This window comes from Deltaproteobacteria bacterium (assembly GCA_016210045.1).
GTDB lineage: Bacteria > UBA10199 > UBA10199.
Window position 1 is genome coordinate 12,313 of record JACQUX010000025.1, and the last position, 16,450, is coordinate 28,762.

Sequence of the window (16,450 nt, forward strand, 5' to 3'; positions counted from 1 at the left end):
GATGGCAACGATCAGTGCAGAGACAGTCAAGACCCTCCGAGAGCGGACGGGTGCCGGGATGATGGATTGCAAGCGCGCGCTGGAAGCGGCGTCGGGCGATTTGACCACGGCGGCGGATTGGTTGCGCAAACAAGGGATCGCGAAGGCCGCCAAGAAAGCGGGACGCTCGGCGAGCGAAGGGATGATCGCCGAATGCGTCTCTGCAGACGGGACCACCGTTGTCTTCGTGGAAGTGAATTGCGAGACGGACTTCGTCGCGAAGAACGACGAATTTCGCGCGTTCGCGGCCGGCGTAGCGCAGCTTGCATTGGATCAGAATCCACCCACGGTCGAGGCGTTGCGCGATTTGGCGATGAATGGGATGTCGGTGTCGCAGCGGCAGACCGAATTGACGGCGAAGATCGGCGAGAACATTGTGGTAGAGCGGATGGTGCGGCGCGCAGCGAGCGCGCAGCAGAAGAACGGTCGCTATATTCACGCCGGGGAAAAAATCGGCGTGTTGGTGATCTTCGACGACGCGAACGGCAAGCTGACGGCCGAGGCGGCGAAAGACGTTGCAATGCACGTCGCTGCAATGGACCCGCCGTATCTGCGACGCGACACCGTGCCGGCGAATACCGTGGAGCGGGAGCGGGACATTATTCGCGCTCAGCTCGCGGACGAAAAGAAGCCGGCGGAGATCTTGGAAAAGATCGTGGCCGGACGGATCAATAAATTTTATGCGGAACAGTGTCTGGAAGAGCAGGTCTTTGTGAAGGACCCGCAAGGGAAGCAGACCGTGGCGCAGGCGTTGAAGGCGTTGGACGGTCAGATTCGCATTGCGGAGATGGTCCGCTTCCAAGTGGGCGATCGTGAGGGCGCGTAAATGGCAACTCCGGTGGCGTATCGGCGCATTTTGCTGAAGGTCTCGGGCGAGGCGTTGCAAGACCCTGCGGTGAAAAGCGGTATTTGTCCGCCGGTTGTGGAATCGTTCGCCGCGGAAGTGCGCGAGGTCCACGCGTTGGGCGTGGAAATGGCGATCGTCTTAGGCGGCGGCAATATCTTTCGCGGGACGTCGTCGCTCGCCGCCGGGATGGATCGGGCGCACGCCGATTACATGGGGATGTTGGCCACGGTGATTAACGGGCTGGCGCTGCAAGATGCGTTGGAACGGCTGGGCGTGCATACGCGGGTCATGACCGCCGTGACGATGCAACAAGTGGCCGAGCCGTATATTCGGCGGCGCGCGTTGCGCCATATGGAAAAAGGTCGGGTCGTGATCTTTGTCGGCGGTACGGGAAATCCGTATTTTTCCACCGACACCGCCGCCAGTCTGCGCGCGATGGAAATCCAGGCCGAGATCCTGATGAAGGGGACGAAAGTCGACGGCGTCTACGACAGCGATCCGGTCAAGAACGCCGCGGCGAAGCGCTTTACCGAACTGACGTATCTCGAAGTGTTGCAACAAGGACTCAAAGTGATGGATTCGACCGCCATCTCGATGTGCATGGACAACAAGCTCCCTATTCTGGTGTTTGATCTCTTTACTCCAGGAAATCTGAAACGCGCGGTCGCTGGGGAGCGGATTGGAACCACGGTGCACCCATGAAAGCGCTCGTAGAAAAATCGCGTCAGCAGATGGAGCAGAGTTTAGAACATCTCCGTGCGGAACTCACTAAGATCCGCACCGGGCGCGCGTCGTTGGGGTTGGTCCAAGACGTGCGCGTCGAGGCCTACGGTCAGCAAATGCCGCTGCACCAAGTGGCCACACTGAATATCCCGGAACCGCGGCTGATCACCATCCAACCGTGGGATGCCTCGCTGATTGGCGCGATCGAGCGGGCGATCCTCCAGGCCCAATTGGGCTTGAGTCCCGGCAACGACGGCCATCTGATTCGGCTTCCGATCCCGCCGCTGACTGAAGATCGGCGGAAGGAATTGGTCAAAGTGGTGAAGCGGATCGGAGAAGAGACCAAAGTGGCGATCCGCAACGGGCGGCGCGACGCGAATGAGTCCCTGAAAGAAATGGAAAAGGCGGGGGCCCATTCCGAAGACGACGTGAAGCGGACGCATCAAGACATTCAAAAATTGACCGATGCGATCATCCTGAAGGTGGATGAGACGGTGGCGGTCAAAGAAAAAGAGATCATGACCGTCTGATGAATCCGCTACCGACACATGTGGCCATTATCCCGGATGGGAACGGGCGTTGGGCACAGCAGCGCGGACTTTCGCGCGTGGAGGGGCACCGTCGTGGTGTGGAAGTGGTGGATGACATCGTCACTGCGGCGCGCGAGTTGGGCGTGCGTTATCTCACCATCTATTCATTTTCCGATGAAAATTGGGCGCGACCGGCGGAAGAAGTCGAGGCCCTGATGGTGCTGCTCGACGCCTACTTGCGTTCCAAACGCGAAAAAATGTGCGCGCAACGGGTGCGACTGCGGACGATCGGCGATACGTCGCGTCTCCCGGCCGTGGTGCAGGCGGGGTTACGCGAGACGATGGCCGCCACGGCGGGGGGCGATGCGCTGACGCTGGTCTTGGCGCTCAGTTACGGCGCGCGGGCCGAAATCTGTCGCGCCTTTGCGCGGGCCGTCGCGGCGGGCGTCTCGACCGTGACGCCGGAGCAACTCGGGGCCTACCTCGATACCGCCGAATTCCCTGAGCCGGAGCTCCTGATTCGCACGAGCGGCGAATGGCGGATCAGTAATTTTCTGCTGTGGCAACTGGCCTACACGGAACTGAATATTGTCCCGCAACTGTGGCCCGACTTTACCGCAGAGGACTTTCGGGCGGCGGTAGCGGCGTATCAACAACGGGAACGGCGTTTCGGCCGTGTAACCAGCTAAACCGATGCTGCTGACGCGCATTTTCACCGCTCTGTTATTGATCGCCGTGATCGCCACGACGTTAGTGGTCGGCTCGGCGGCGCTCTTTCGGGGCCTCGTGTTGTTGGCGGTCCTCTTTGCGCTCGCGGAATTTTATCGCCTGACGCTGGGCGCGTCGCGGGTCTATCGCTTGACGGCGACACTGCTTGGTCTCGGATTGGCGGCCTGTCAAAGTTGGCATTTGCCGTGGGAGCGTTGGTTGTGGGCGATGGCGTTGGTGCTGGCCGTGGTGCTGCTGTGGCGGGCGACCACGTTGGAGCGCTTCGCCGCGCGCTGGGGCGTCGCGCTGTTAGGCTCGATCTATATCGGGAGCACGTTGCCGTATCTGAGCTGGCTCCGCGCGCTCGACCACGGCCGCGCATTGGTTGCGATGACGCTCGCGATGGTCGCGCTCTCCGACTCCGCCGCGTTTGCGGTCGGGCGGACGCTCGGGCGACGCAAACTGGCTCCGCTGACCAGTCCAAATAAAACGCTGGAAGGATTCATTGCCGGATTTGCGGGTTCTATCGTTGGCATGCTCGGATGTCGTGCGCTATGGTGGCCGGAATTTCCGTTATTGGCCGCCGTCCAGCTCGGATTGGTGATCGGACTGGTCGCGCCGATCGGCGATCTGATCGAATCGGCGGTGAAGCGCGGCGCCCATGTGAAGGATTCCGGTCAAATGCTCCCCGGGCATGGCGGGATGCTCGACCGCTGCGACGCCTATTTGTTCAGCGCGCCGATCGTCTACTATTTTGTGACGTGGTTGGGGATCAGCCATTAACCATGAAATCATCTGAATGGGGACAGGTACCTTCAAATCGGCCATTTTCGTGCATTTGAAGGTACCTGTCCCCACGCAAATGAAGTTAGATGTGGGATGAGGAAAGCGATGCCGCAACGTTTAGCCATCTTAGGTGCCACCGGGTCGATCGGGACGTCGACGCTCGATGTCGTGGCCCAGCATCCGGAGCGCTTTGAAGTCACCGCGCTGGCGGCGGGGCGGAATGTTGCACAGTTGGCGCCGCTCGTGGCGCGGTGGCGACCGCGATATGTCGCGGTCGCGGATCACGCGGCGGCTGCCGACTTGCAAGCGTTGGGGCTGCCGCCAGGCGTCGAGCTCGGGGTCGGCGATGCCGCCGTCGTCGCGTTGGCCGAATTGGCGGATGTCGATACGGTCGTGGCCGCGATTGTCGGGGCGGCCGGCGTGCGCTCCACCTATGCCGCCGTGCGTGCCGGAAAACGCGTCGCGTTGGCGAATAAGGAATCGTTGGTCGTGGCCGGCGCGCTCCTGATGCAAGCGGCGCGCGCACAGGGCGCCACGATCCTGCCGGTCGACAGCGAACATAGCGCAGTGTTTCAATCGCTGCACGGACATCGTCCCGCCGATGTGCGGCGGATCATCTTGACAGCGAGTGGCGGCCCGTTTCGCGACTGGCCGGCGGAGGCCATGGCCAACGTCACGGTCGAGCAGGCACTGCGACATCCGAACTGGTCGATGGGCGCGAAGATCACAATCGATTCCGCCACGATGATGAACAAAGGTCTGGAATTGATTGAAGCCCGGTGGTTGTTTGATTGCGAGCCGGATCGACTCGACGTCGTGATCCATCGCGAAAGCATTATCCACGCATTAGTCGAGTACTGCGACGGCGCGGTCGTGGCCCAATTGGCGATGCCCGATATGCGCGCCCCGATCGCCTACGCGCTCGCGTATCCGGAGCGGATCAGCAGCGGGATTGCGCCGTTGGATTTAGTGCAATGCAAGACGCTCAGCTTCACCGCTCCCGACGAAAAGCAGTTTCCGTGTCTGGCGGTGGCGAAAGCGGCGAATCGGCGCGGCGGCGCGGCGGCCGCGGTCTTGAATGCGGCGAATGAAGTGGCTGTGAGCGCCTTCCTAGCGAAACGGATTCCGTTCTCCGCGATTGCCGACGTGGTCGATGCCACGTGTACACGGTACACAGATCCGCGCGGCGAGACGATCGACGCGGCGTTGGCCACCGACACCGAGGCGCGGCGCGTGGCCACGGCAATCCTGAGGGAGAGACATTCATGATGGTCATTTTGCAACAACTCTGGGTCATTGTCGCGCTGATCGGCGGCTTTGGTTTGCTCGTCCTGATCCACGAATTCGGGCACTTCATCGTGGCGCGGCGTTCCGGGATTCGCGTCGAGGCCTTTTCGATCGGCTTCGGACGCGTCTTGTGGCAGCGGCGGCGGGGCGACACGGAATATCGCGTCTCGTTGTTGCCGCTCGGCGGCTACGTCAAGATGACCGGCGAAGATCCGGACGACACCGCGTCTGCGAGCGACCCGCGCAGTTACGCGAATCAATCGGTCGGGACACGGATGCGCGTGATCTTGGCGGGCCCCGTGATGAATCTGCTCCTCGCGGCCTTAGTGATGCCAATTCCATTTATGCTGGGACGCGAGCGGCCGGCCTTCGAGGCCAATCCCCCGATTGTGGAAGAAGTGCGTCGCTTTTCCTCCGCTGACGTGGCTGGAATCCGTCCGGGCGAGCGGATCGTGGCCGTGAATCAGCGGCCAGTGGCGACGTGGGCCGATGTCCAAGATGCCATCATCCTGGCAGGAAAAGGCGGGATCGTCCTCCAGATGGAGCGCGCCGGCGCGCAGCGCGATGTCCCGTTGGGAGAGAGTCGCTGGGGGTTCGGCATCCATCCGAGTACGTTTTTGTTGAATCGCCCCGTGGTCGACGGGACGCAACCTGGCTCTCCGGCAGCAGCGGCAGGCCTCCAAGCCGGCGACCGCGTGACGGCCGTTGCAGGGCAGCCGGTGCAGTATTGGGACGAACTCTCGTTGGCCTGCGGCGCAGGCAGGAATCTCTGGTTCTGGCTCTGGGCCGCACGGGCCTGGGGCGGCCGCACGGCGGATGCGTTGGCGTACGTCGGCGGACAACCATTGGAGCTGACCGTAGTGCGAGGCGACGTCACATTGCAGCTGCAAGTCGAGCCACGGATCGATCCGGAACTAGGGCGTGCGATTTTAGGGGTCACGCACGATCCGGATCGGGTCTGGGCCGGCGTCCCGAAGGTGGTATGGCGTTACGGGCTGGGCCAATCGATCGTTCGCGGCACGCAAGAGTTGGGGCGACTGTTTCGTCTCACCGGTGATTTTTTAGTGCGACTGATCCACGCGCCGAGCGAACACTACAGCTCATTGGCCGGTCCGGTGCGGATCTTCTCAATGTTCGCCCAGATCGCCCAAGAGGGGCTTTCACCGTATCTCTATTTCCTCGCGTTCTTCAGTCTGCAACTCGGAATGTTGAATTTGCTCCCGATCCCGGTGCTGGATGGCGGCCATCTCTTCTTCCTCGCCATCGAGGCCTGTGCCCGCCGCCCACTCGCCCGTCGCGCCCGCGAAGTTGCGCAATATGTCGGCCTAGTGTTTCTGCTCAGCGTGTTTGTCTTCGTCACCGTGAACGATTTGGGTTCGTTCGCGTGGGTGCGGCGATTGGTGGACAAGATTTTTTAGCGCCGTCCGCGAGGGACATGGCACTAGCCAAAGGTCTGCGCTTCCAGTAACCCCTGCGCATGGGGCGCGCGTATCTCAATCACATTGCTGTGGCAGTGCCGGCGCAGGAGTGTCATGCGGCGAGCTCTGCGATTGTGCGGGAGTCGGCTGCGGCGGCCGATCGTGCGGTGCTCGCGCGCGTTTGGCCGCAGCTCGGTATTGCGCGGCGCTATACGGTGTTGCCGCGTTTTTGGGGGAGCGACGACCGCGCATTTTATCGGCCGGATCATTGTCCCGGCACGGCCGAACGGATGGCCATGTTTCGTGCGCACGCCTGGCCACTCGCCGCGCAGGCGCTCGACGCCCTCTTCACCGCATCCGGCGTGCCATCACGGCGGAGCATCACGCATCTGATCGTCACGACCTGCACCGGCTTCTACGCGCCGGGACTGGATTACGACATTGTGACGCAGGCCGATCTCCCTCCGAGCACGCAGCGCTTGGTGCTCGGCTTCATGGGATGTTATGCCGCGATTCCGGCGCTGCGCCACGCGAGTGCAATTGTGCACAGCGATCCGACGGCACGCGTGCTGATCGTCAACGTGGAACTCTGCTCGCTCCATTTTCGGCCACAGGCCCCGCTGGATCAATTGCTCACGTTTCTCCTCTTTGCGGATGGTGCCGCCGCAAGTGTCGTGAGCGCGGAGCCGCGCGGTTTGCGGCTCGACGGGTTTCATCATGCCCTGGTCCCCGCGAGTGCGGACGCAATGCAGTGGCAGATTCACGATCACGGATTCTTTATGCATCTCGACGCCGCGATTCCACAATTGGTGGCCGCTGCGGTCCGCACCGAACAACGGGCCGTGTGCGGGCCGTGGGCCGTTCCCACAGTGCGCCACTGGGCGATCCATCCCGGCGGTCGTGCGATTCTCGATGCCGTGGCGGCGAGCTATGCGTTACCGGACGGAGCACTGGCGGACTCGCGCGCGGTGTTGCGGGACTACGGCAATATGTCGTCGGCGACGATCATGTTCGTGTTGCAGCGGATGTTAGCGGTCGCCGCGCCGGGCCCTGGCGTGGCGATGGCGTTCGGTCCGGGACTGACGTTGGAGAGCATGCGATTTACGATCAGCGGTGAGGTTCCATGACCCGTTGGGCCCAGCGGAGTTGCGCCGAGGAATTGATGGATGATGCCTCGGTGCCGGATGCGACCTTTGCGGCGACGCTGCAAGAGATCGCCCGCATTAACCGTTGGACGTGTGCCTATGCGCCGACGTTGGCGGCGTTGGAGCGCTTTACTGTACGACATGACAGCGCGCGTCCGCTACAAATCCTCGATCTCGGTTCTGGCTATGGCGACATGTTGCGCGTCGTCGCCGCATGGGCGGTTCGGCGCGGCGTGAACGTGCAGCTGACGGGAATTGATCGCCATCCGGCGGCGGCCCTTGCTGCGCGTGCGGCGACGCCCGCGCAATGGCCGATCGCGTTCGAAACTGCAGACGTGCTCACGTACGCGCCGCCGGTGCCCGTCGATGTCATCATCTGCTCGCTCTTCTTACATCATTTCGCGACCGACGCTGCCACGTCGTTGCTGCGCCGGATGACGGAGCTCGCTCAACTCGGTTGGTTCGTGAACGATCTGCACCGCCATCCAATCCCGTACTACGCGGTGCGATGGGCTGTGCGACTTATCGGCAGCGGTCCACTAGTGCGGACGGACGCGCCACTCTCGATCGCGCGTGCGTTCACGCGGCGCGATCTCCAGACCTTGATTGCGCGCGCCGCGATTGACGCTTCGCGGGTCCAGATCCGCTGGCACTGGCCATTCCGCTGGGGCATGACCTATGCGCACCGCTCATAACGAGTCACACGACGTGTGGGATAGCATCGTCATCGGCGCGGGCCTCGCGGGCAGCGCGGCCGCGTATCATCTCGCACAGCGCGGTCGTCGCGTCCTGCTTCTCGAGCGGGAAGCCACGATCCATCCGAAGGTCTGTGGCGAAGTGATTCGCGCCGAGGCCCTGCCGTATCTGCTGGCGATGGACGTCGATGTCGCCGCGTTAGGCGCACAGCAGTTAACACGCGCGCGCTGTCTCGCCGGATCCGCCCGCACGACGCTGCTCTTTCCAACACCCGCGTACGGACTGTCACGCGTCACGCTCGACACCGCGTGCAGTGCGCGAGCGATGGCCGTTGGAACAACGTTGCACCTCGGTGAAACAGTGCACGCCATCGCGCAGACCGATGGCGCCTATGACATCACGACTTCGCATGACACGTATCGCGGACGCAGTATCATCCTCGCCACGGGCAAACACGATCTGCGCTCCGTGCAGACACGTGCCACACGCCATTCTCTACGTGGGGCGGTCGGCATCAAATGGCATTGTCAGGCGACGCATGCGGCGGTGGCCGAGCTTGGCAACACCGTGTGGATGCTGGCCTTCCCTGGAGGCTATGCCGGACTCTGTCGTGTCGGCGCGACGACGGTCAATCTCTGCGGCTCCGTCACGCCCGCATGGCTCGCCCGCCACGGTCGCCAACCACACCAGCTGCGCGCGTTCTTGCACGACACGTTTCCGATTGCGCGCCCGCTGCTGGACGGCCTCACGTCCGAAGACACTCAACCATTGGTGATTGCTGGCATTCCGTATGGATTTTTTCGACCGGCGGCCTCGCTCACCCACGACGGCGCGTATGCAGTCGGCGATCAAGTCGCGACGATGCCGAGTGTCGTCGGGATCGGCATGACCGTCGCGTTGGCCACGGGAACCCTCGCCGCGATCGACCTCGATGCCACGCTACGCGGCCAGCCGCGCCGCTACGAGGACCAACTGCATCGGCTCCTCGCCCGTGCGCGCCGGGCCGCACTCTTCACGCACGCCATGATGACTTCGGCCGCTGCGCCATACGGCGTACGTCTCTGTCGTTGGCTGCCGCCGCTGGGTCACGGAGTGCTCCACGCCAGTCGGGTTCCTTCCGCTGGGGTAGTTTTCGCGCGCCAGGGTTGACAATTCAGCGGATTGCACTAGGAGTGCCCCCCTTGGAGGTGTCGGTATGGCACGAGTCACGGTCGAAGATTGTTTAGAGACGCTGGAAAACCGGTTCTCTTTGGTCCATTTAGCGGCCAAACGGGCGAAGGAATTGCTCAAAGGGGCGCGGCCGATGTATCCCTGTAAGAACCGCGAAGTGGTCACCGCGCTGCGCGAGATCGCCGATCGCAAAGTGATCGCCCACATCCCCAACCCGAAGCGCACGGCGTAGCAACAAAATGACGACCCTCGTTTCCAAATTGTCGCGAGTGCCTCAAGCGCTAGGCGCGGCGGGGCCCCGAAACCGGAGCGTACATAAATGTACGTGAGGATTTTGGGGTGCCGCAACGACGCGATTGGGGTGCTCGCGGCGATTTGGGAATGAGGGTCGCCGCCCTGGCGGAATTGGTAGACGCGCCAGACTCAAAATCTGGTGGCTTCACGGCCATCCCGGTTCGATTCCGGGGGGCGGCACAAATAGCACGGAAAACCATGCGCACCGCAGTTCCAGTATCGAAGACCTCTGCCGGCGCCGTTGAACCACGGCTCGCGCTGATCGCGGGCGTCGTGGAAGAAATGAAGGGCGAGGCGCTGACGATCCTCGACCTGCGCAGTCTTACCAGCTTCACGGATTTCTTCCTACTCTGCAGCGGCACGTCCGACCGCCACGTCCAATCGATCGGCGAGACGATCGTCACACGCTTGAAGTCCCACGGGATCATGCCGCTCGGGGTCGAAGGGCACGACAGCGCGCAATGGATCCTGATCGACTATGGCGCCATCGTGGTCCACGTCTTTTACCCCGCCGCGCGCGAGTTCTACCAAATCGAAAAATTCTGGGCCGACGCCCCCGTGATTTCGCTATGAAACCGGTGATGTTAATTATCCTCGACGGCTGGGGCCATCGCGAGGCGCGCGAGGGGAATGCCGTCGCGTTGGCGCAAACGCCCGTGTTCGACCGGCTCTGGGCGACCTGCCCGCGGACGCTGCTGCGCACCTCCGGTCTCGACGTCGGACTCCCGGACGGTGTGATGGGCAATTCCGAAGTCGGGCATCTGAATATCGGCGCGGGCCGCGTGGTCTATCAAGACCTGACCCGAATTAACGAATCGATCCGGCAGGTGGAGTTCGCTGCGAACGCCTCGCTGACGGCCGCGTGCGCGTTAGTGCAACGCACCGGGGCGACACTCCATCTGATGGGACTGCTCTCTAACGGGAGCGTCCACAGCCATATCGATCATTTGTTGGCGCTGCTCACGACCACGCGCGCGGTCGGCGTCACCAACATCCGCCTGCATCTGTTTCTCGACGGCCGCGACACGCCGCCGCAGAGTGGTGTCGGGTTTTTGCAACAACTGCAGGCGTATCTGACCGATCACCGACATCCGGCGCGGATCGCGTCAGTGAGTGGGCGCTACTATGCGATGGATCGCGATAAGCGTTGGGAACGGACCAAGCTAGCCTATGACGCGATCGTGCATGGGGTGGGGCCGCGCGTCACGGATCCGCTCGCGATGTTGCACGACTCGTATCGCGAGGGCGTGACCGACGAATTCGTGCTGCCGACCGTGGTTGTAGCCGACGGACAGCCAGTCGGTCCGATCCGTGACGGCGATGTGGTGTTGGCGATCAATTTTCGCGCCGACCGGATGCGCCAACTGACGCGCGCGTTAGCGTGCGAGGATTTCCAAGACTTCGATCGCGGGGCGTATATTCGATTGGGACAATATCTGTGCATGACGTCGTATCACCAAGACTTTCGTTTTCCGCTGCTCTTCCCGCCGCAGTCGATGTCGAATTTGTGCGGTGAACTCGTGGCGGCGCGCGGATTGCGCCAACTCCGGATCGCAGAGACGGAAAAATATGCGCACGTCACGTTTTTCTTTAATGGGGGCGAAGAACGGTTGTACCCGGGCGAAGACCGTGTCTTAGTGCCGTCGCCGCGCGATGTCCCGACCTACGACCACAAACCGGAGATGAGTGCGCGCGAAGTCACGGCCGCGGTCTGCCAACGGATTACCGACGACGCGTATGACTTCATCGTGTTAAACTTCGCCAATCCCGACATGGTGGGGCATACCGGCGTGCTGGCTGCGGCGATTCGTGCGGTCGAGACGACCGACGCGTGTCTGGGGCAGGTGTTGGAAGCGCTGTTGGCGCGCGGCGGCGCAGCGATCGTGACTGCGGATCATGGGAATTGTGAACAGATGATCATGTCGGATGGCACGCCGCATACGTCGCATACCACGAATTTGGTGCCGTGCTGTTTGGTGCAGCCACCGTCCGCAGCGTGTACCTTGCGCGACGGCGGACGGTTGGCGGATTTGGCGCCGACGTTGTTGGAGCTGATGGGGATTCTGCGGCCGTCCGAGATGACGGGGCGGAGTTTGATCGTCGCGGGGTAATGCTGGCGGAGCCGCGAAGCGGGGGCCGCACTCCATGGGGCGCAGGAGGGAAGGGTCAACCCTTCCCCCCCGCAACAGCGGGTCCCCCCTATCCCAGCGCCCCACGGAGTGCGGTCCCCGCTTCGCTCACGCTGTTCTTCTGCCGCTCATGCTATGCCTACCGAGTCGCACCAAACCTTTAAAAAAAATGAGTGGTGGGGGCGGGCGTGGGTGGGGGCGGCGCTGGCGGCGGTGTTCCCGCGGCGGTGTGTGGGGTGCGATCGGGTGTTGGGGGCGGGGAGTGACGGGGAGGCGGGAATTTGTGCGGGCTGTGCGGTGGTAGTGCCGTGGGTGATGGGGCCGGTGGGGACGGCGTGGGTGCCGAATCTGCGGTGGGAGCGGTTGACGGCGGTGTGTCGATTCGAGGGGCCGTTGGTGGCGGCGATTCATGGATTGAAATATGAGCGGCGGACGGATCGGGCGCGGGCATTGAGTGCTTTATTATGGCAAAGTGTTGCGGCGCGCTGTCCGTACGACGTCGTGTTGGCGGTGCCGCTCGCGGCGGATCGGTTGCGGGAGCGGGGATATAATCAGTCGCAGTTGTTGGCGAAAGGAGTGGCCCGCCGATTCGGAGTGCGGGCGCCGGTCGATTGGGTGCGGCGCGTCCGCGCCACGCGGCCGCAAGTGGGCTTGGAGGCGGGCGCGCGGCTGGACAACGTCCGTGGCGCGTTCGCGATGACACCGCGCGGCGCTGCCGGAACGCGGGACCGCCGGGTCCTGTTGATCGACGATGTGTTAACGACCGGCGCAACGTTGCACGAATGCGCTCGAGTCCTTCACCGCGCCGGTGCGGTGCGTCTCGATGTGGCCGTGATCGCGGTGGCATAGATATCCGCTAACGCTGTGCGGCATCGGACGGAGGATTGGCAACGGCCCCTCACCCTCCGCCTAAGGCGGAACCCTCTCCCCGTCGGGGCGAGGGGAAAATTAGGAAGTCAGGTCGGCTCAGGCAACTTTTTTTTCGAACTGCCGAATAAGATGGCATGGCATGTCCACTGCGTATCCGTGCCCTCTGTGTCGTTACGCTGGTTGGTATCGCTGCGACCGGGCGTGGCGAAGGGCGCTTGCCGGTTGGGCCGGCGCTGTTAGTCACGCCGACGTCCGTTGAAGGGGTGGGGCCCGCGGCAACGAACCCGTCGCCGACCACGGCCCCGACGGAACCTCCGACGGCGACCGTGACACCTGCGACATCCGACGATGCGGCGGCGGACACCGTGACACCGCCGCCCAGCTGTGGCGCGGCGCCGATGCGGACGGTGCAGTCGTGCGACGAGGGGGGCGGTTTTCTCTGCGTCGACTCGCCGGCGGCCGGCACGACGGCAGGCACCGTGCTGGTGACGGGGCGAGTCAGTCGACACGAGCATGCGTTTGCGGGCCTCCATGTCGTGGCGCAGCACGATCCCACGAAACAACTGATGCCGGTCGACACGGCCCATGCGGTGCAAGCCGATGGACGATTCCAATTCTCCGTGCCGCTGCCGCAACTGGGTGACTATACGATTGTGGTGCAAGCGCTGCGGGTGAGCGGGGCGCCGAGCGTGGAGCGGGTGCAAATCAGTCGTGTCGTCGCGCCGCAACCTTTGCGAGCCGGTGTTCAACTGACGCCCGATCCGAAGGCCACGCAGGGCGAGATTGCTGCGGAATCGGTTCAGTTGCACTTGGACCTGCTCCCGGATTGCGAGCAATGTGACCTGCTGGGAAGCCGCACCGGTGCCACAGCTGTCTTCGTGACCAATGTGATTACCGACGTCGACGGCCATACACGCCGCATCGAACGCCAAACTGACCTCGGCAGTGACGGGCAATATAATTTGTGCATTCCAGTGGCGCCCGGGAGCAACCGCGTGGCTATTGCCACTTGTAACGCCGCGACCGGCGCCGACCGGGCGCACTGTCCGCAAGCGCCGCCCGTTACGTTTACTGTTCGGGACCCGCGTCCGCGGATTACGTTGTTGGAACCGCTCGGGTCTTTTACGACGATTCTCGAGGCCAAGACGACGCCGCGCGTGGCCTTTGCAGCGCGTATCGAGAACTTGGCCCCGTCGACCACCGGCAGCTGCGATGACCGCGTGACGCTGCACTGGAATCGCGCCGCACCGGTCGCGCTATGTGCCGGGAGCGACGGAATCTATCGGGCGCAATTGAAGCCGCACACGGGGATCAATCTCGGGAGGGTGCGCGTGCGCTATGGGGCGCAAGAGCTCGCGGAGCAGGCGTTCGCTGTGGCGTGGGGCGAGCTGCACAGCCCGTGGGGCGCGGATGGGCGGCTGCTCGCGAATGATGCATGGTGGTATCGCGACGCTTTGACGATCGGCGTGCGCCAGGAATTTATGGCGCAAACGGTGCGTGAAGTTGTGAATCACGTGGCGGCCTCGGATCGCTTCGAACGCTTTCTGCAAGGCCTGCTCGATGTCAACGGCGGTGCCCCGGCAGCAGAGAGCGCAACCGCCGCCCATCTGAGTCAACAGATGGCCACGATTCAACAAGGGATCTGTCCGTGGACCGCATCCGGCGGGGATCATCACATGACGATGCAACTAGTCGAGCCGCCGCAGATCGGCGGTTTCGAGATCACGCGCATCACGTTTGCGCAAGATGAGATGCGCTTCGAAATCACGGTGCGCGATCTAAAAATATTGGCGCGCTATTTCCGCGACGATAATCGCGATGGCCAGCCAGACGAGGCCATTATTCCGCTCAAGATCGCGTTCCAACATCTGCTCCTCTATCCCAAGATCCGTTTAGAGCGCGGCGAACGACCGCGTGTACTCTTGACGGCCGACAGTACCGATTGCGACTATTTGGGGGACACGTATTGCCGCCATGCCCCCGCCGTGGTGATCCCGCAGAACTTCATCGGCGCGGCGACGGCGGCGCGCGGCTTCGTGACCTGCGACCATACGGAACAAGCGGTTTCGGAAGAAGTCGCCGCCCTCTGTCACGGGCTGAATGTCACCAATGCCCAAACGGGATTGCTCAGCCAAAGCGTCCTCGATGCGCTCAACGACGCCTTCTATTGTAACGGATCGGCGGCCCTGACGTTGCTCTTCCGCGAGAGCGCGTCGGATCTCGATCTGCAGGCCGGCTGCGGCAACACGGCGCCTTCCGACGACCAACGCGCCGCCCCGGTGCCGGGGATCATGCCGTTACAACTGTCGCAATGTCCGGCGCCGGACGCGCATGCGCTCTTCGCCAATCGGTCGTTGCGTTTGCCGGTCGGACTCGACCTGGTCCATAGTGTGCTGCAATTGAATAGTCAGGGGATGTCCGCGCGCATTGCGACGCGCATCGGGAACGAATCGTTTTTCAATGCGCTGCCGCCCGACGTGCGGCAATCGACGTTCGGCTATCTGACCGATGTCGGCGACCCGCATCTGCCGCTCGATCTTGGATTGGCGGGTGCGCGCGATTTGACGTTCGGTGTTGGCGAGAGTCTGCTCAATCAGATCCTCTTCGGCCTCAGTCTCCAAGCGGAGGGGCACGGTCCGTTGGATTGGGACCTCTCGCAAGTCTTTTATGAACGGCTCGGCATCGACTTAGTGGCGCAGTGTGACGCAGCCGAGCAGCCGAGCAGTCTCTGTTACCTGCGTCCGACCGTGAAAGACCTGTTCGGGACCGCGCTCACGAGCTACGGCTATTTTACGCCGCGCCATCCGGTGTTGCTCCGCTTGCGCGGCAGTCGTCGTGTGGCGCCCCACGTGCGTTTTTATCCCACAGACCTCGCCTTGCCGGTGATGGAGTCCGGACAGCCGGCAGGGAGTCGTCGTGCGCAAGTGATCGAGCTGCAAATTCCCGATCTGGAAATGGGCTTTTATGCACTGGAGACGGACCCCAGTCGCGGCACCGATCAATACGGCAACCCCGTGCTCCGGCTCGATCCGGATGGTCAGCCGATCATTTACTCGATGCGTCCCGAGCAATCCGATCCGCACGCCGGCGCGATAATACGCGCGCGCGCCACGTTGTTCCTGGCGTTCGAACTGGGGACGTTATTGCCGGACCCCGACGATCCATCGCATGTGGTGGTCCGTCTCAAGACCCTGCCGACCTTGACGCGGCTGAGTTTCGCGGCGGAACCGGGGAGCAACAGCACCCTCGTTCCGGAGCGCCGCATCCTCTCGCAGCTCGAAGAGATCATTAAGACCGGGATTACGGGCTTCAGTGAAGAACAGAGCGCGATCCCGATCCGTCTGCCGAAGCGTTTCGATTTCAGCGCGAATGTGGAAGACAACATCTTGAGTGCGTTGCTCGGGATCACGCAACTCCGCTTCGCGCACGACGGCATTTCGATCGGCGTCGATCAAGGCCAAGACTTCTTTTCGTTCGGCGCCAATCTGTCGCTGACCCAACGCCTCCCCGTCGCCGGCCAAATGCAAGAATGGCGCATTCCGAGGGAATGACGGCGTGCGTAGATGCGTACGCACTAGGGCGTGTTTGCAAAATTGATATGGCAATGCAGGATCTTCCATCACGCAGTGGCCCGCGTTCGATACGGGGGCCGGGCGGAGGGGGCAGGGACCGCCAGGGTACGCTATCGCGGCGGCATCGAGCCGCCGCGCGCTCGCCCTCGCCGTTTTCGACGTTAGATTTCGCAAGGAGAAAACGGCTGCGAGAGCCCCTAGCGGCCCCTGCCCCCTCCACCCGGCTCGGGCACGGA

Annotated in this window: 15 protein-coding genes and 1 tRNA gene; all 16 read left to right on the forward strand. The window is 62.9% G+C overall.

The genetic code is table 11. The annotated features are described in order from the left end of the window. Position 1: 1 nt before the first annotated feature. The 16 genes from HY696_08665 (at position 2) to HY696_08740 (ending at position 16,193) form a co-directional block, all read left to right on the forward strand. Positions 2 to 865 (forward strand): elongation factor Ts, encoded by an 864-nt coding sequence (locus HY696_08665; protein ID MBI4238471.1) that lies wholly within the window; start codon positions 2 to 4, stop codon positions 863 to 865. Further along, complete coding sequence (locus HY696_08670; GenBank protein ID MBI4238472.1) at positions 866 to 1,588, forward strand: UMP kinase; 723 nt, start codon at positions 866 to 868, stop codon at positions 1,586 to 1,588. Further along, positions 1,585 to 2,139, forward strand: coding sequence for a ribosome recycling factor (frr, locus tag HY696_08675; protein MBI4238473.1), 555 nt, complete (start codon positions 1,585 to 1,587; stop codon positions 2,137 to 2,139). Before HY696_08670 ends, frr begins: the two co-directional genes overlap by 4 nt. After that, entirely contained in the window at positions 2,139 to 2,828 is a 690-nt protein-coding gene (gene uppS / locus HY696_08680; protein ID MBI4238474.1) for a di-trans,poly-cis-decaprenylcistransferase, read from the forward strand. Before frr ends, uppS begins: the two co-directional genes overlap by 1 nt. 4 nt (positions 2,829 to 2,832) lie before the next feature. Further along, positions 2,833 to 3,630 (forward strand): phosphatidate cytidylyltransferase, encoded by a 798-nt coding sequence (locus HY696_08685; protein MBI4238475.1) that lies wholly within the window; start codon positions 2,833 to 2,835, stop codon positions 3,628 to 3,630. A gap of 108 nt (positions 3,631 to 3,738) precedes the next feature. Further along, positions 3,739 to 4,902, forward strand: coding sequence for a 1-deoxy-D-xylulose-5-phosphate reductoisomerase (locus HY696_08690; GenBank protein MBI4238476.1), 1,164 nt, complete (start codon positions 3,739 to 3,741; stop codon positions 4,900 to 4,902). After that, positions 4,899 to 6,338 (forward strand): RIP metalloprotease RseP, encoded by a 1,440-nt coding sequence (rseP, locus tag HY696_08695; protein ID MBI4238477.1) that lies wholly within the window; start codon positions 4,899 to 4,901, stop codon positions 6,336 to 6,338. The genes HY696_08690 and rseP overlap by 4 nt, the downstream gene beginning before the upstream one ends. A 59-nt stretch (positions 6,339 to 6,397) precedes the next feature. Continuing rightward, on the forward strand, positions 6,398 to 7,465 hold the full coding sequence (locus HY696_08700) for a type III polyketide synthase (GenBank protein ID MBI4238478.1): 1,068 nt from the start codon (positions 6,398 to 6,400) through the stop codon (positions 7,463 to 7,465). Then, positions 7,462 to 8,178 carry a methyltransferase domain-containing protein gene (locus HY696_08705; protein MBI4238479.1) on the forward strand — a complete coding sequence of 239 codons (717 nt, stop codon included), beginning with the start codon at positions 7,462 to 7,464 and terminating at the stop codon, positions 8,176 to 8,178. The genes HY696_08700 and HY696_08705 overlap by 4 nt, the downstream gene beginning before the upstream one ends. After that, on the forward strand, positions 8,162 to 9,328 hold the full coding sequence (locus HY696_08710; GenBank protein MBI4238480.1) for an FAD-dependent oxidoreductase: 1,167 nt from the start codon (positions 8,162 to 8,164) through the stop codon (positions 9,326 to 9,328). Before HY696_08705 ends, HY696_08710 begins: the two co-directional genes overlap by 17 nt. 46 nt (positions 9,329 to 9,374) lie before the next feature. Continuing rightward, entirely contained in the window at positions 9,375 to 9,581 is a 207-nt protein-coding gene (locus HY696_08715; GenBank protein MBI4238481.1) for a DNA-directed RNA polymerase subunit omega, read from the forward strand. A 158-nt stretch (positions 9,582 to 9,739) separates the two neighbouring features. Further along, positions 9,740 to 9,823: transfer RNA gene (locus tag HY696_08720), tRNA-Leu, on the forward strand. Positions 9,824 to 9,841: 18 nt separating this feature from the next. Beyond that, positions 9,842 to 10,216, forward strand: coding sequence for a ribosome silencing factor (gene rsfS / locus HY696_08725; GenBank protein MBI4238482.1), 375 nt, complete (start codon positions 9,842 to 9,844; stop codon positions 10,214 to 10,216). Next, positions 10,213 to 11,754, forward strand: a complete 1,542-nt coding sequence (locus HY696_08730) for a 2,3-bisphosphoglycerate-independent phosphoglycerate mutase (GenBank protein ID MBI4238483.1) — start codon at positions 10,213 to 10,215, stop codon at positions 11,752 to 11,754. Before rsfS ends, HY696_08730 begins: the two co-directional genes overlap by 4 nt. Positions 11,755 to 11,907: 153 nt before the next feature. After that, positions 11,908 to 12,621, forward strand: coding sequence for a ComF family protein (locus HY696_08735; GenBank protein ID MBI4238484.1), 714 nt, complete (start codon positions 11,908 to 11,910; stop codon positions 12,619 to 12,621). A gap of 155 nt (positions 12,622 to 12,776) precedes the next feature. Beyond that, the gene (locus HY696_08740) at positions 12,777 to 16,193 is read left to right on the forward strand and encodes a hypothetical protein (protein MBI4238485.1); all 3,417 of its coding nucleotides are present in this window, start codon (positions 12,777 to 12,779) and stop codon (positions 16,191 to 16,193) included. The last annotated feature ends 257 nt before the right edge of the window (positions 16,194 to 16,450 follow it).

Excerpts from the sequence above, each read along its gene's own strand:
- HY696_08730 (MBI4238483.1), top strand. The coding sequence starts at position 10,213 with ATGAAACCGGTGATGTTAATTATCCTCGACGGCTGGGGCCATCGCGAG.
- rseP (MBI4238477.1), top strand. The coding sequence starts at position 4,899 with ATGATGGTCATTTTGCAACAACTCTGGGTCATTGTCGCGCTGATCGGC.
- HY696_08710 (MBI4238480.1), top strand. The coding sequence starts at position 8,162 with ATGCGCACCGCTCATAACGAGTCACACGACGTGTGGGATAGCATCGTC.
- HY696_08705 (MBI4238479.1), top strand. The coding sequence starts at position 7,462 with ATGACCCGTTGGGCCCAGCGGAGTTGCGCCGAGGAATTGATGGATGAT.
- HY696_08665 (MBI4238471.1), top strand. The coding sequence starts at position 2 with ATGGCAACGATCAGTGCAGAGACAGTCAAGACCCTCCGAGAGCGGACG.
- HY696_08700 (MBI4238478.1), top strand. The coding sequence starts at position 6,398 with ATGGGGCGCGCGTATCTCAATCACATTGCTGTGGCAGTGCCGGCGCAG.
- HY696_08670 (MBI4238472.1), top strand. The coding sequence starts at position 866 with ATGGCAACTCCGGTGGCGTATCGGCGCATTTTGCTGAAGGTCTCGGGC.
- HY696_08685 (MBI4238475.1), top strand. The coding sequence starts at position 2,833 with ATGCTGCTGACGCGCATTTTCACCGCTCTGTTATTGATCGCCGTGATC.
- HY696_08690 (MBI4238476.1), top strand. The coding sequence starts at position 3,739 with ATGCCGCAACGTTTAGCCATCTTAGGTGCCACCGGGTCGATCGGGACG.
- HY696_08735 (MBI4238484.1), top strand. The coding sequence starts at position 11,908 with ATGCCTACCGAGTCGCACCAAACCTTTAAAAAAAATGAGTGGTGGGGG.
- rsfS (MBI4238482.1), top strand. The coding sequence starts at position 9,842 with ATGCGCACCGCAGTTCCAGTATCGAAGACCTCTGCCGGCGCCGTTGAA.
- uppS (MBI4238474.1), top strand. The coding sequence starts at position 2,139 with ATGAATCCGCTACCGACACATGTGGCCATTATCCCGGATGGGAACGGG.
- frr (MBI4238473.1), top strand. The coding sequence starts at position 1,585 with ATGAAAGCGCTCGTAGAAAAATCGCGTCAGCAGATGGAGCAGAGTTTA.
- HY696_08715 (MBI4238481.1), top strand. The coding sequence starts at position 9,375 with ATGGCACGAGTCACGGTCGAAGATTGTTTAGAGACGCTGGAAAACCGG.
- HY696_08740 (MBI4238485.1), top strand. The coding sequence starts at position 12,777 with ATGGCATGTCCACTGCGTATCCGTGCCCTCTGTGTCGTTACGCTGGTT.